This window comes from Sanguibacter sp. Z1732 (assembly GCF_051020515.1).
Taxonomy (GTDB): domain Bacteria; phylum Actinomycetota; class Actinomycetes; order Actinomycetales; family Beutenbergiaceae; genus CALKWS01.
Map to the genome: position 1 here is coordinate 3,399,500 of NZ_CP194857.1, position 14,305 is coordinate 3,413,804.

Here is a 14,305-nt window from a genome sequence, read left to right on the forward strand (position 1 = left end):
AGTATGGCCAGTCCTGCCGAACGATATGCCGCCGCACGGGCGAGGGCCCGGATCGAACGTAGCCAGTTCGGAACCTTCGAGGCTCGGATGGAGTTCGAACTGGATGACTTCCAGCGCGAGGCGTGCCTGGCGGTCCAGGACGGACACGGAGTCCTGGTGGCTGCCCCCACCGGGGCGGGCAAGACGGTGGTGGGGGAGTTCGCGGTCGACCTGGCACTGGCCACCGGTCGCAAGGCCTTCTACACCACCCCCATCAAAGCGCTGTCGAACCAGAAGTACCTGGATCTGGCCCGCGAGTACGGCACCGAACGGGTCGGACTTCTCACCGGGGACACCTCGATCAACTCCGAGGCACCGGTGGTGGTGATGACCACCGAGGTGCTGCGGAACATGCTCTACGGTTCCTCACCCACCCTGGCCGGCCTGGGGTTCGTGGTGATGGACGAGGTGCACTATCTCGCGGACAAGTTCCGCGGCCCGGTCTGGGAGGAGGTGATCCTGCACCTGGCCGGCGACGTGCAAGTGGTCTCGCTGTCCGCGACGGTCTCCAACGCCGAGGAGTTCGGCGAGTGGCTCACCGCTGTGCGGGGCGATACCGCCGTTATCGTGGCCGAGCGTCGTCCGGTCCCCTTGTGGCAGCACGTCATGGTCGGCTCACGCATGCACGACCTGTACGCCCACGACGTCGATCCCACGGACCCGGGGGTGGACCCGCCTATCAGCCCCGATCTGATCGAGGCGATCCGCACCGCCGAACGGCCTCGGGACAACCGTTCCCGCGGCCGCAACCGCCACTCGGGCCGTCGTCCCCGGGGCCCGGTGGTGCGCCCCGCGCCGCGCTCGGTGGTGGTGGAGCAACTGGACCGCGCCGGACTGCTGCCGGCCATCGTGTTCGTCTTCTCCCGGGCCGGCTGTGAGGGTGCGGTGGCCCAGCTCCAGGCCAGTGGGATCAGATTGACCACCGTGGCGGAGGAGAAGCGGATCGCGGCGATCATCGAGGAACGCTGCGCCGACCTTCCTCCCGAGGACCTGCAGGTGTTGAACTTCTGGTCCTGGTCCCAGGCGCTGCGCAACGGGATCGCCGCGCACCACGCCGGCATGCTGCCGGTGTTCAAGGAGACCGTGGAGGCGCTGTTCACCGCCGGGTTGGTCAAGGTGGTGTTCGCGACCGAGACCCTGGCACTGGGGATCAATATGCCGGCCCGCAGCGTGGTGCTGGAACGGCTGACCAAGTGGGACGGGCAGACCCACGCCGAAGTCACTCCGGGGGAGTACACCCAGTTGACCGGCCGAGCGGGGCGACGCGGTATCGACACCGAGGGACACGCCGTCGTCCTGTACTCATCCGGCTTGGACCCGGTGGCGCTGGCCGGCCTCGCCTCCCGGCGCACCTACCCGCTGCGCTCCAGTTTCCGGCCCACCTACAACATGGCCGTCAACCTGATCGCCCGCGCCGGCTACGCCCAGGCGCGGGAGGTCCTGGAGACCTCCTTCGCCCAGTTCCAGGCTGACCGCGGCGTGGTAGGCCTGGCCCGCCGGGCCCGTCGGCTCACCGAGGCGATGGACGGTTACGCCGAGTCCATGCGCTGCCACCTAGGGGACTTCGCCGAGTACATGGACCTGCGTCGGTCGATCTCCGACCGCGAGTCCGAGTTGTCCCGGGCGCGTTCGCGCGCCCAGCGCCAGGCGGTCTCCAATCTAGCCGCCACACTGCGGCGCGGAGATGTGATCCAGGTGCCCTCCGGGCGCCGCTCCGGGCACGTGGTGGTGCTGGAGGCCCCCTCGGCTCCGGGCCTGGACGGACCGGTGGTGTCGGTGATCACCGCCGATGCACGACTGCGCAAGCTCTCCGGGGCGGACCTGCCCTACGGGACCACTGCGGTGACCCGGGTCCGCATCCCGAAGGGATTCAACCCGCGCAAGCCCGCGGAACGGCGGGATGTGAGCTCGGCGATGCGCACCGCACTGGGTGCACTGGCCCATGATGACCCGGCGACGATGAAGAAGGCCCGCGCCAAGGTTCCTTCCACCGCTGCCACCGATGACACCCTCGGATCGCTGAAGAAGCAGTTGCGTGCCCACCCCTGCCACGGGTGCTCGGACCGGGAGGAACACGCCCGGTGGTTCGAACGCTGGCACAAACTGCGCCGCGAGCGCGAGGGTGTGATGAAGCGGATCGAGGGTCGCACCTCCTCCATCGCCCGCGACTTCGACCGCGTCTGTGACGTCCTGCTCTCGCTGGGCTATCTGCGGCACAAGGACGATGAGTGGAGCCTGACGGGTCAGGGGTCGTGGTTGCGCCGGCTGTACTCGGAGAAGGACCTGGTGCTGGCTGAGTGCCTGCGCTCGGGACTGTGGGACGGGCTGAACCCGGCGGAACTGGCTGCGGTGGTCTCGGGCGTGCTCTTCCAGTCCCGCTCGGATGAACCTGCCGTACCACCGATCCCGGGCCCACCCGACGGTGTGCTGGCGCTGGCTGCCACCGGTACCGCGCGCATCGCCCGGCAGATCGCCGCAGCCGAGGCGGATCGCGGCCTCAGCCCTACCGAGCCGGTGGACCTGGGCATGGTCCGGGCCATGTACCGGTGGGCCTCCGGCCGCGGCTTGGAGGATGTGCTGGAAGCCGACGAACTCGCTGCCGGTGACTTCGTGCGGTGGGCGAAGCAGGTCCTGGACGTGCTCGACCAGTTGACCCATGCTGCCCCGCAAGAGGATCTGAGGACCAACGCTCGCGAGGCGATCCGGACGGTTCGACGGGGCATCGTGGCCCACGGCACCTGGTGACATCCCGCCCGCCCGGGGCACCGGGCCACGCCATCCGGCGACACGCCGACAGATCACGATTCCTGCGCCCGCCTGACCTGCGTGGACATTGTTGACCTGCACAAACACCAGGTTGGCGGAACCGGGCCGGGCAGGTATCTTCTCTCTCGTACTGCTGGGGAGCCATTGAGGCAGGCAGTGACCGACCAGGCCCGTACGTTCCATAGAAAACGTGAACCCTCCTGCGGTTCCGGACCGAAGGATGTGCGGGCCGGTCGGTGCCCCTTCACCGGCGCGCTGCTGCCGGCCGTCCCCCCGGTGCGCACCGACGACGTATCCTCAGGTGGTGCCCCACACGACCTCCCGCCGACTCCCGGCGTCGCTGCTGGCCGCCCTTGGCGGCGTGCTCACCGACACGGCTTTCCCGGACCGTTCCCTCTGGCCGTTGGCCTTCGTCGGCGTCGCGCTGTTGGTGCTGTCCATCCGGAGGGACTCGGCCCGGTGGGCCTTCGCGATGGGCACCGTGTGGGGCCTGGGGTTCTTCTTGCCGCACCTGTGGTGGGCCAACTACGCCCGTCGGGGCGGTGCCGTGGGTGGCGCTGGCGCTGTCACAGTCGTTGATCACCGGCGCGGGGCTGGCGATCTGGGTGTGGGTCCGGCGTGGCTCGCACATGCAACGCCTGCACCTGATGGCCGCGATCCCGTTCGCGCTGGTGTGGGTGATCACCGAGCAGGTGCGCCAGGTCTGGCCCTTCGGTGGCTTCCCCTGGGGCCGCCTCGGCTTCTCCCAGACAGACGGCCCACTGCTCGCGCTGGCCTCGGTAGCGGGTGCGCCGCTGGTCTCGGCCGCGGTGGTCGGCATCGGGTACCTGTTGGCCAGTGCGGTCGTGCGGCTGGCGCGGATGGACCTGGTGCGCGGGCCGGGGGCATTGGTCGCCGCCTTCGCCCTGGTGGGTGTCTCGGCGCTGATCCCGCTGCCCACCCAGGCCGAGGAGGGCACCCTGCGGATCGGGGCGGTGCAGGGGAACGTGGCCACCCCGGGCCTGGACGCTTTCGCCCAGGCCCGGGAGGTGCTGGACAACCACGTCTCCGGCACCCACAACCTCCTCGCCGAGCACGGAGAGGGACTGGACCTGATCGTGTGGCCGGAGAACTCCTCCGACTACAACCCGCGTGTTGACGAGATCGCCGGTGCCGGCGTCGAGGAGGTCCTCCGGGCCGCAGACGTTCCGTTGCTGATGGGAACCGACCGGCACGCCGGGGACGCCAGGTTCAACGAGATGGTGCTGTGGGAGCCCGGGCAGGGCGATACCTTCGCCTACGCCAAGCAGATCCCGGCTGCCTTCGCCGAGTACATCCCGATGCGCGATGTCGCCCGGTTGTTCTCCCCGGCCGTGGACCTGGTACGCACCGACATGGTGGGCGGCACCGCTCCTGCCGTCGTGCCCGTACCGGCGCCCGCCCTGGACCGGCAGGTGCTGGTGGGCACCCCGATCTGCTTCGAAGTGGCCTACGACGCGTTGAACCGTGAGGCGGTGCTCGCCGGCGCGGAGGTGCTGCTGGTGCCCACCAACAACGCCTCCTTCGGGTTCACCGCCGAATCCACCCAGCAACTGGCCATGTCCAGGCTCCGGGCGGTCGAACACGGGCGGGCCACCATCCAGATCTCCACCGTGGGCGTCAGCGGCGTGATCACGCCCAACGGGGTGCTCACCCGGACCACCGAGCTGTTCACCCCGGACCACTTCGCGACCACGGTGCCGTTGCGCTCCACCCTGACGATTGCCGACCGGATCGGGGATTGGCCGATCATCGCCTCCACCGTGGCGGTTCTGTTGTTGTTCGGGGCCGGCATCGTCACCGGGCGGTCGAGCCGACGTGCGGCCGCCGGATCAGGGACAGGACGACCCCGTCAGGGCTCCGCACCCCGACGGGGGACGTCGGAGGGGTCCAGGGCCGGCGCTCCGAGGCGGGCGGTGGCTACGAAAGGGACACGGTGACCGCGAGTGCCGCCAGGGTGGTGGTGGTCATCCCCACCTACAACGAGCGTACCTCGCTCCCGGTGACTCTGTCCCAGTTACGTCGGGAGGTACCGGGCGCGGACGTCCTCGTCGTCGATGACGCCAGCCCGGACGGCACCGGGGCCTGGGTGGAGGCTGCGGCGGCGGACGACCCACAGGTGCACGTCCTCCACCGCGCCGGCAAGGAGGGCCTCGGCCCGGCCTACCTGGCCGGGTTCGCCTGGGCCTTGGACCGCGAGTACGACGTGGTGGTGGAGATGGACGCCGACGGATCTCACCGTGCCGAGGATCTGCCCGCGCTCCTGACGGCGCTCACCCCGGGGGTGGACCTGGTCATCGGGTCACGCTGGACCCCTGGGGGAGCGGTGCAGAACTGGCCCGCGCACCGGCGGTGGCTGAGCAGGAGTGCGAATCGGTACGCCAAGGTGGCCCTGGGCCTGGGTGTTCGCGACGCTACAGCCGGCTTCCGGGCTTATCCCGCCGACGCCCTGCGAGGCCTCGACCTCGCCGGGGTGGCCTCCCAGGGGTACTGCTTCCAGGTCGATCTGACCTGGAGAGTGCACCGCGGCGGGGGACCGATCGTGGAGGTCCCGATCATCTTCGTGGAGCGTGAACAGGGCACCTCCAAGATGGACCGGGCCATCGTCGTGGAAGCGTTGTGGCGGGTGACCGCGTGGGGCGTGCAGGCCCGCGCCACGCGGTTACGTGCCTGGGCTCAGGCGCTCTGGCGGCGCAACTGACCGCTGCGTAACAGGGCCAGGCGCTCGTCCAGCAGTTCCTGCAGTTCAGCCTCGGTACGCCGTTCCAGCAGCATGTCCCAGTGTGTCCGCACCGGTTTCGTCTGTTTCGGCTCGGGCCGGGAGGCATCACGCAGTAGGGCTTCGCCCCCACCGGGTGCCTCCCACACGGGTGGGATATCGGCATCGGCGGCGAAGGGGATCACCAGGGTGCGCCCGTCCGGGCAGTCGTAGACCGCCTCGATCCGGGGGGCAAGTTCCACGCCCTCCTCGGTCTCCAGACTGTTCGCGCCGATCAGCATGCCTCGTAGTGCTCGTTCAGCCATCGCCCTCTCCTTCCGGGATAGATGGTGCGTCCACCTACTACAACCAGTAAGCATGGCCCGGTGTTCCGGGTCGCGGGTGAAGGTGCTGTGAAATTCACGCGCGGGGTACGTGCGTTGCCGGTAGGCCTAGGCTGTGGGGTATGAGCGAGATCACGATGAAGTACCGGCAACTCGGCCCTTCCGGTTTGACTGTCTCAGTGGTGGGGCTGGGCTGCAACTCGTTCGGGGTAACGGTGCCCACAGAACGGGTCACGGATGTGGTCCGGGCGGCACTGGACGCCGGGATCACGTTCTTCGACGTCTCCGACACCTACGGGTCCACAGCCGGGGAGTCGGAGGAACTGCTGGGAAAGGCGCTCGGCTCCCGGCGCGCCGATGCGGTGGTGGCGACGAAGTTCGGGATGGACACCGGCGGCTTGAACGGGCCGGACTGGGGTGTTCGTGGCTCCCGGCGGTATATCCGGAAGGCGGTGGAGGGCTCGCTGCGCCGTCTGGGCACCGATCACATCGACCTGTACCAGATGCACCGGCCCGACCCACACACCCCGGTTGCCGAGACCTTGGCAGCCTTGCACGAACTCGTCGCCGAGGGCAAGGTGCGCTACCTGGGCTCGTCGAACTTCACCGGATGGCAGATCATCGATGCGGACTGGACCGCGCACACCGCCGGAACGACGCCGTTCGTCTCGGCCCAGAACGAGTACAACCTACTCAGCCGGGGCCTGGAGGACGAGGTGATCCCGGCGCTGGAGCACATCGGCGGCGGGTTGCTGCCGTTCTTCCCGCTCGCCTCCGGTCTGCTCACCGGCAAGTACCGGCGCGGGCAGGACGCCCCGGAGGGCACCCGGCTGGCGCGGCGGCCGGACCGGCTTGCCGGCGCCGACTTCGACATGATCGAAGCCCTGCAGCACTTCGCCGAGGAACGGGACCTGTCCATGCTGCAGGTGGCAATCGGCTGGCTGGCGGCTCAACCCGGCGTTGCCTCGGTGATCTCTCCGGAGCCTCCAGGCCCGAGCAGGTGCGCTCCAACGCCGCGGCCCTGTGGCACCCCGAGCCGGACGATCTGGCCGAACTGGATCGCATCACCGACACGGCCACGTAATCGACGTCCGCGTCCGGAGCCGAGCACGGTCACTCCGGTCCGGGTGGACAGGAATTCCCCTTGGGGGCGTGGGTCGGAAGGAGTAATCTCCGAGACCTGCACCTCGGCGATCGGATGGAGCGGTATGACCACGGCGACAGCAACCACCGCTTCTGTCGAGAGGCACCCGGCAGACAGTCACGACCTGCTGCGGGTCCACGGGGCGCGGGAGAACAACCTGACCGGTGTGGACCTGACGATCCCCAAGCGCCGCTTGACCGTGTTCACCGGAGTGTCGGGGTCGGGCAAGAGTTCACTGGTCTTCAACACGATCGCCGCAGAGTCCCAGCGGATGATCAACGAAACCTACCCGGCGTTCGTGCAGGGCTTCATGCCCGCCATGCCCCGCCCGGACGTGGACCTGCTGGATGGTCTGACCACCGCGATCATCGTCGACCAGGAGCCGATGGGCGCCAACCCCCGCTCCACGGTCGGCACCGTGACCGACACCGGCACCATGCTGCGGATCCTGTTCGCACGCCTCGGGCAGCCCCAGATCGGCTCGGCACAGGCGTTCTCCTTCAACGTCGCCTCGATCAGCGGCGCCGGGGCGGTGGCGTTCGAACGCGGCGGACGCGAGGTCAAGGAACGGCGGGATTTCACCATCGTCGGCGGGATGTGCCAGCGCTGTGAGGGCCGGGGAACGGTCTCGGACTTCGATCTGGAGGCGTTGTATGACTCCTCCAAGTCCCTGGCGCAGGGGCCGTTCAGCATCCCGGGGTGGGGCCCGGACGGTTGGTACGGACGTATCTACCAGGGCACCGACTTCCTGGACGCCCACAAGCCGATCGCGGACTTCTCGGCCAAGGAACTCGATGCGTTGCTGTACAAACCGGCGACCAAGATCAGGGTCGACGGCGTCAACGTCACCTACGAAGGCGTGATCCCCAAGCTGCAGAAGACGATCTTGGCCAAGGACAAGGAGGCGATGCAACCGCACGTGCGGGCCTTCGTCGACCGGGTGATCACGTTCCGGACCTGCCCGGACTGCGAGGGCACCAGGCTCAACGAGACCGCCCGGTCCTCTCGGATCAACGGCCTCAACATCGCCGAGGTCTCCGCGATGCAGATCACCGATCTGGCGGGGTGGGTGCGCGACCTCGCCGACGAGGCTGACGGCGGCACGGGGGGTACCCACCAGGCGCATGGCAGCGCCGGGCCGTTGCTGGATACCCTGGCGGCCACGCTGGACAACTTCGTCCAGATCGGACTGGGCTATCTGTCGCTGGACCGCCCCTCCGGCACCTTGTCCGGGGGCGAGGCTCAGCGCACCCGCATGATCCGGCACCTCGGTTCGGCGCTGACCGATGTCACCTACGTCTTCGATGAGCCCACCATCGGGTTGCACCCCCACGACATCGAGCGAATGAACACCCTGCTGCTGCGGCTGCGTGACAAGGGAAACACCGTGCTCGTGGTCGAGCACAAGCCGGAGGTGATCGCGATCGCCGACCACATCGTGGACCTGGGCCCGGGCGCCGGGAGCGCCGGGGGGCAGGTGGTGTTCGAGGGGGGCCTCGCCGATCTTCGCACCAGCGGGACCATCACCGGCCAGCACCTCGATGACCGAGCCGCCCTGAAGGACCACGTGCGCACCGCCGCGGGCGCTCTGGAGGTCCGAGGCGCCGGCACGCACAACCTCAAGGACGTCGACATCGATATTCCGCTGGGAGTGTTGTGCGTGGTCACCGGGGTGGCCGGGTCGGGCAAGAGCTCGCTCATCGAGGACTCGGTGGCGGGCCGGGACGGCGTGGTCGTGATCGACCAGGGTGCGATCAAGGGCTCGCGGCGCTCCAACCCGGCCACCTACACCAGCGCGCTGGAGCCGATCCGCAAGGCGTTCGCCAAGGCCAACGGCGTCAAGCCCGCACTGTTCAGCGCCAACTCCGAGGGCGCCTGCCCGGCCTGCAAGGGCGCCGGGGTGATCTACACCGAACTGGGCTTCATGGAGACCGTGGAGTCGGTGTGCGTGGAATGTGAGGGCCGCCGGTTCCAGGCGGCGGTGCTGGAGTACACCCTGGATGGGCGCACGATCGCCGAGGTGTTGGCGATGTCGGTCGCCCAGGCCGCCGAGTTCGTCGCCGACGGTCCGGCGCGGACCCCGCCGGCGCACAAGATCCTGCGCCGGATGGTCGACGTAGGCCTTGGGTACCTCACCCTCGGCCAGCCGCTGACGACATTGTCCGGCGGCGAGCGACAGCGGCTGAAACTGGCGACCCGGATGGGCCAGAACGGCGGAGTGTACGTGCTGGATGAGCCCACCAACGGTTTGCACCTGGCCGACGTGGAGCAACTGCTGGAGTTGCTGGACTCCCTGGTGGAGCAGGGCACCTCGGTGATCGTGATCGAACATCACCAGGCGGTGATGGCACACGCGGATTGGATCATCGACCTGGGGCCGGGCGCCGGGCATGAAGGCGGGCAGGTCGTCTTCGAGGGAACCCCCGCCGACCTGGTGGCCACCCGGGCCACCCTGACCGGCCGGCACCTGGCCGACTACCTCAGAACCCGGTGACGCCGTCGTTGCGCCGCCGCTTCGCCGACGTGGCTGACGGAGGCACCGGTCGGCGAACGCCCGACAGCGGGTCTCAGCGGGGAGCGGTGGCCTCGTAGATGCGTTGATCGTCGCGCACGCCGGCGAAGCGGAACGGGCCGCGCGTCTCGTGCCGGTTGCTGTAGTTCGACGGGTCACTGCGCGGCATGATGCGCTGACGCGCGAGGTAGGTGTTGTCATCGATCCGGGGACGATCGGCCAGGATCTGTTCGTTGGTGCCGTTGCGGATCTGTGCCCGGTAGCCGCTCATGACAGTGCCGGTGAGGAACTCCGCGACCGCGCCGGACCCGTAGCTGGCGATCGCCACCCGCTCACCGGTGAGATCCGCGGGATCATCCAGCAGGGCCAGCAGCGCCAGGTAGACCGAGGCGGTGTAACTGTTCCCGATCCGGCGGTTGTAACCCATCGTCGGCGCGACCTGGGCGGTGAGCGTCTCGGTGGGCACATCCGCGCCGGCGTGCTTCGCCAGGTACTGGTGGGCCTTGGCGGCCATCTTGGTGAACGGCTGGTGGTAGCAGAACCGGTTGATCGCCTCGAATGCCGATCCACCCTGGGCGCGGTAGTCATCGAAGGCACCGGCGACGGCGTCGAGGTAGGCGCTGATCGAACTGTGCCCGTCCACGATGGCGGTCACCCGGTGGTTGGGGCGCCAGAAGTCCATCACGTCCTCGGTGAACACCCCGGCGGCCGGCTCCAGGGCGAGCAACGCCGGATCGGCGGACACGGTGAACGCGGCCGCCCCGGCACCCTGGGTGGGCTCGGCGGTCGAGCCCAGTTCGTAGCGGGCGATATCGCTGGCGATGACCAGCACCTTCTCGGCCGGGTTACGGGCCACGAGCGCGGCGGCGAACTGCATGGCAGCGGTAGCGGAGTAACAGGCCTGTTTGAGTTCGACCACCCGAACGTTCGGAGGCAGGCCGAGCAGCCGGTGGGCGTAGACACCGGCCGACTTCGACTGGTCGATCCCGGTTTCGGTGGCGAACAACAGGGTGCGGATTCGCTCGCGACCGGCCCGCTCCACCACCGGTAGAGCCGCCGCCGCCCCGAGGGTGACGATGTCCTCGTCCTCGGCCACGACGCTCATCTCGGTCTGGCCGAGGCCCCGGTAGTACTTCGCCGGGTCGGCCCCGAGCCGTTCGGCGATGTCCGCCAGGTCGATGCGGAAGCCGCCGGTGGACATCGCGAGGTCGTCGATACCGATCACGGAACTGCTCACTCCTGGTTCGAGGGGTTGGATGTCTGGGTGCTGCGTTCTTTGCGTTCGATCGCCACGTGTGCCGCCATGAGTTCACCGGGTTGGTCTGGGCTGCGAGCAGGGACAACTCCCCGCACCACACCGCGGCGGCACACAATCCGGCGAGCCTACGCGCGTTCTCCCCCGGTGCGCGATCGGCGCGCAGCCCGAGGCGGGTGAGGTTGTCCTCCACGAACGTCAGACCCTTGCCGCTACCGACCGTTCCCACGATCAGATTCGGCAGGGTGCAGGAGAAGTAGAGGTCACCACCGTCGACCTCGGCCTGGGTGATGCCCTGCGAGCCCTCCACGATGTTGGCCGCGTCCTGTCCGGTGGCCAGGTAGAAGGCCAGCAGCATGTTGGCGTAGTGGGCGTTCGCCGACCGGATACCACCGGCCAGGATGGTGCCCACGAGGTTCTTGCGGGTGTTCAGCTCCGCGATCTTCTCCGGGGTGCTGCGCAGCCACTTCTGCACCACCTCGCGGGGGATATGTGCCTCGGTGACCACGTGCTTGCCTCGGCCCAGGATTCCGTTGACCGCCGTCGCCTTCTTGTCCGAGGCAGTAGTTGCCCGAGATCGAGCCGTAGCGCAGCTGCGGCCACTGCGCCATCAAGTGCGTCATCAACCGCTCGCTGGCCAGGGTCACCATGTTGTGGCCCGAGGCGTCCCCGGAGAGGATCTCGAAGCGCAGGAACAGCAGCCGCCCGGCGATCTCACTGTGCATGTCGATCAGTTCGGCGAACCGGCTGCTCGCCGACACCACCTGCTGCAACTCGGCGAATCGGCTGCGGATCTCGCTGAGCACCTGCACCGCGACGCCTGCGCCGTCGAGTTCGAAGTAGACCGAACGGCTCATCCGCTCGGTCACCAGAGTGGTGCCGATACCGTCCTCGATCAGCCGGGAGATCCGGGCCCCGCGGCCCACCGAGGGCCACAGCGGGGCTTCATAGGTAGCCAGCGGGACCTCGTGCTCGCCGGTGATGACGTTCCCGCTCAGTCGTATCGGCCCGACCCACCTCAGGGGTACGGGCGCCGCCTGTTCGCTCATCGCTCTATCATCCTCACTGCGCCGTCACGGCGCTCGTGCGTGGGGCCGCGGCCAGCGGCAGCCGGCGCACACCGGACCGTTCCCAGTCCCGCAACATCGGCTCGAGGTCGCTGCCGCAGGGGGCGAGCACGATCCCGCAGTCACCCCCGCCGGCCCCGGAGGCCTTGCCGGCAGCCCCGATGCGCTCGGCGGAGGTCACCAGGTGAGCAAGCGCCGGTGTCTCGATTTCTATTCCCAGTCCTGCGCCCAGACCGATCAGCAGGTTCCGCGCTTCCCGCACCGCCGCGAGCACGGCCGCACTATCGTGCTGTTGCAAGCCCGTGATCAGGTCCTGCACCCGGGCGCGGCTACCCGCCAGGAACGTCTCGTAGCGCACATCCTGGGACCGACCTCGCTCCCGCACCTCAGCGACCAGCGACGTCGTCGAGGCCGCCGCGCCGGTCCAGCCCACGATCAGGTCCAGGCCACTCGGTGCGGGCAGCGGGGTGACCTGCAGCAGCGGCCACGACGCACGCATCGCGGCGAGCACACCCACCCGGTGGCGAAGAGCCGCGACCACGGCCCGGTCGGGGGAGTGGTAGGCGAGCCACCCGCCGAAGGTGCTCGCCGCGACGTCGCCCCCGGAGGCCGAGGGCGCCACCTCGACCGTGGCGAGCAGCGCCACCTTGAACTGTTCGAACGCGGTCAGGCCCAGTCCGTAGAACTGATCGAGCGCCCGCACCACGGCGACCGTCACCGCCGCGCTGGAGCCGAGCCCGTACTTGCGGCCGTCGGCGTCGTCGAGTTCGCTGGTGATGTCCAGGCTGTGCCAGCGGGGCTCGATTCCCAGATCGGCCACGAGTGCCTCGACCGTGCGGACCGCCGACAGCACGTGGTCCAGCGGACGGTGCCGCGGTTCGGGCACCACCCGGGCACGTTCGTCCCGCTCCCAGCGCAGTGGCTGCGGCCCGTAGTGCGCCGAGCGGACGGTGCCGTGCCGCTGCGCGGGGGCCACGCGCACGCTCACGTACGGTCGACGGCCACGAGCACAGCGCTGCCGCCGGGTTCGACGACTGCGTACTCACCGGCGATGAAGAGTTTGCCCGGCGCGTGGATCATCGGGTGCTCTCGACGCGCACGCCGGGCCCGGGGCCGGCGATGAGAAGGTCTACACCCTCGAACGCCCCGGCGAACCGTTCGGTCACGGCTGCCGTGTCCGATGGGCGGCACAGCACCTTGACATTGGGTCCGGCGTCCATGGTGGCGTAGGCCGGCACGCCGTCGGCGCGCAACTGCGCGACCAGGTCGAGCGCGGCGACCGTGTCGGCGTTCCAGTACCGCACCGGCGGTGCGGCGCCGAGCATGGTGGCGTGCATCCGCAGCGCGTTGGCCTCGGCCAGTTCCCCGACCGCCCCGAAATCGGCGTCCGCGATCGCCCGGCGCATGGCCTCCAGTTCGGCTGGTACCGAGGCCACCCAAGCCGGGAAGAACGGGGAGGTCGCCGCGGTGCGGCGCATCGCCTCCCGGCTGCCCACGGGCTTGCGCCCGGGGGACAGGACTGCGACGACGAGCGCCAGCTCGAGCGCTGACGCGGGGAGGGGCTCGGCGTAGGAGGAGGCGTCGTCGCGGCCGACGTGCCACTGGACCAGGGCGCCGAAGACGGATCGGGCCGCCGAGCCGGAACCGCGGCGTGCCAGGCGGGACAGGTCCCGCTCGCTCAGGTCCAGTCCGTAGGCGCCGCTCGCCGCAGCGGCAAGTGCGGCGAAGCCCGAGGCGGACGATGCCAATCCGGCGCCGGTGGGCATCTCGTTGGCGGTCTCGACGACGGCCCGAACCCGGCTTCCGGCCAGTTCGCGCACCAGATCGAGGAAGGAGCGCACCCGGGTGAGGTCATCGCCACTCATGGCCTCTCCGCGCCAGGTCGCGACGTCGTCGTCGGCCCCGGGCGCCAGCGTGACGGTGGTTCGGGTGGGGGCCACGTCGAGAGTCATCGACAGGCTTCCGGTGGCCGGTAGGTTGAACGTCTCATCGCGCTTGCCCCAGTACTTGATCAGCGCGATGTTCGGATATGCCACGGCGGTGATGCTCATGTCGCCCCCAGCGTGACGATCCACCCGGCGACGGCACCCGCGGCCGTCATCGCCGACTGCACCACCTGCCCACTGGCGGCGTCCGGCGTCACGGCGATCACGCAGCCTCCGCGTCCGGCGCCGGTGAGTTTGGCTCCCGCTGCGCCGGCGTCCAGGGCTGCCGTGACCAGGCGGTCGATCGCCGGGTGCCCGACGCCCAGGTCGGTGAGCGCGTCCTGCGCTTCGGTGAGCCGCCGGCCGAACGCGGTCAGGTGCGCCTGCTCCAGATCCAGCACCGCGGCTCGGGTCAGATCCCCGAGACGGGCCAGCAGCGAGCGGCCCAGGGCCGGGTCGGCGTCCACGATCTGGCGCACGCCGGCGACGGCATCATCGGTGGAGGCCCGCACGCCGGTATCAGCGACCACGAAGCAC

8 protein-coding genes and 4 pseudogenes are annotated in these 14,305 nt (G+C 69.4%); 5 read left to right on the forward strand and 7 right to left on the reverse strand.

The annotated features are described in order from the left end of the window. The first annotated feature begins 3 nt into the window (after positions 1 to 3). The 3 genes and pseudogenes from ACRRRO_RS17735 (at position 4) to ACRRRO_RS17745 (ending at position 5,524) form a co-directional block, all read left to right on the forward strand. Positions 4 to 2,784: a DEAD/DEAH box helicase gene (locus ACRRRO_RS17735; protein ID WP_424796167.1), complete on the forward strand. Its 2,781-nt coding sequence runs from the start codon at positions 4 to 6 to the stop codon at positions 2,782 to 2,784. 241 nt (positions 2,785 to 3,025) lie between these two features. Next, positions 3,026 to 4,763: pseudogene (lnt, locus tag ACRRRO_RS17740) on the forward strand (apolipoprotein N-acyltransferase). Beyond that, a complete protein-coding gene (locus tag ACRRRO_RS17745; RefSeq protein ID WP_424796169.1) occupies positions 4,760 to 5,524 on the forward strand; it encodes a polyprenol monophosphomannose synthase in 765 nt (254 codons plus the stop codon). The pseudogene lnt and the gene ACRRRO_RS17745 overlap by 4 nt, the downstream one beginning before the upstream one ends. On the opposite strand, the gene ACRRRO_RS17750 is transcribed toward ACRRRO_RS17745, so the two are convergent. Continuing rightward, a complete protein-coding gene (locus ACRRRO_RS17750; protein WP_424791026.1) occupies positions 5,500 to 5,847 on the reverse strand; it encodes an RNA polymerase-binding protein RbpA in 348 nt (115 codons plus the stop codon). The two genes, ACRRRO_RS17745 and ACRRRO_RS17750, sit on opposite strands and share 25 nt — an antisense overlap. Positions 5,848 to 6,002: 155 nt before the next feature. On the opposite strand from ACRRRO_RS17750, the pseudogene ACRRRO_RS17755 reads away from it, so the two are divergent. Then, positions 6,003 to 6,779, forward strand: a pseudogene (locus ACRRRO_RS17755) (aldo/keto reductase); the annotation flags it as partial. Between the two features lie 294 nt (positions 6,780 to 7,073). Continuing rightward, the gene (locus ACRRRO_RS17760; RefSeq protein ID WP_434081604.1) at positions 7,074 to 9,503 is read left to right on the forward strand and encodes an ATP-binding cassette domain-containing protein; all 2,430 of its coding nucleotides are present in this window, start codon (positions 7,074 to 7,076) and stop codon (positions 9,501 to 9,503) included. Between the two features lie 73 nt (positions 9,504 to 9,576). Here the strand turns inward: ACRRRO_RS17760 and ACRRRO_RS17765 are convergent, their stop codons facing one another. From ACRRRO_RS17765 to ACRRRO_RS17790, 6 genes and pseudogenes are all read right to left on the reverse strand, one after another. Further along, positions 9,577 to 10,758 carry a hydroxymethylglutaryl-CoA synthase gene (locus ACRRRO_RS17765; protein WP_424796172.1) on the reverse strand — a complete coding sequence of 394 codons (1,182 nt, stop codon included), beginning with the start codon at positions 10,756 to 10,758 and terminating at the stop codon, positions 9,577 to 9,579. A gap of 142 nt (positions 10,759 to 10,900) precedes the next feature. After that, positions 10,901 to 11,284 (reverse strand): annotated as a pseudogene (locus ACRRRO_RS17770) (hydroxymethylglutaryl-CoA reductase); the annotation flags it as partial. Between the two features lie 61 nt (positions 11,285 to 11,345). After that, positions 11,346 to 11,825 (reverse strand): annotated as a pseudogene (locus ACRRRO_RS17775) (hydroxymethylglutaryl-CoA reductase); the annotation flags it as partial. Between the two features lie 13 nt (positions 11,826 to 11,838). After that, on the reverse strand, positions 11,839 to 12,831 hold the full coding sequence (locus ACRRRO_RS17780) for a phosphomevalonate kinase (RefSeq protein WP_434080662.1): 993 nt from the start codon (positions 12,829 to 12,831) through the stop codon (positions 11,839 to 11,841). 88 nt (positions 12,832 to 12,919) lie between these two features. Beyond that, positions 12,920 to 13,894: a diphosphomevalonate decarboxylase gene (gene mvaD, locus ACRRRO_RS17785; protein WP_424796175.1), complete on the reverse strand. Its 975-nt coding sequence runs from the start codon at positions 13,892 to 13,894 to the stop codon at positions 12,920 to 12,922. Further along, entirely contained in the window at positions 13,891 to 14,298 is a 408-nt protein-coding gene (locus ACRRRO_RS17790) for a mevalonate kinase family protein (RefSeq protein WP_434080663.1), read from the reverse strand. The genes mvaD and ACRRRO_RS17790 overlap by 4 nt, the downstream gene beginning before the upstream one ends. Positions 14,299 to 14,305 lie beyond the last annotated feature (7 nt).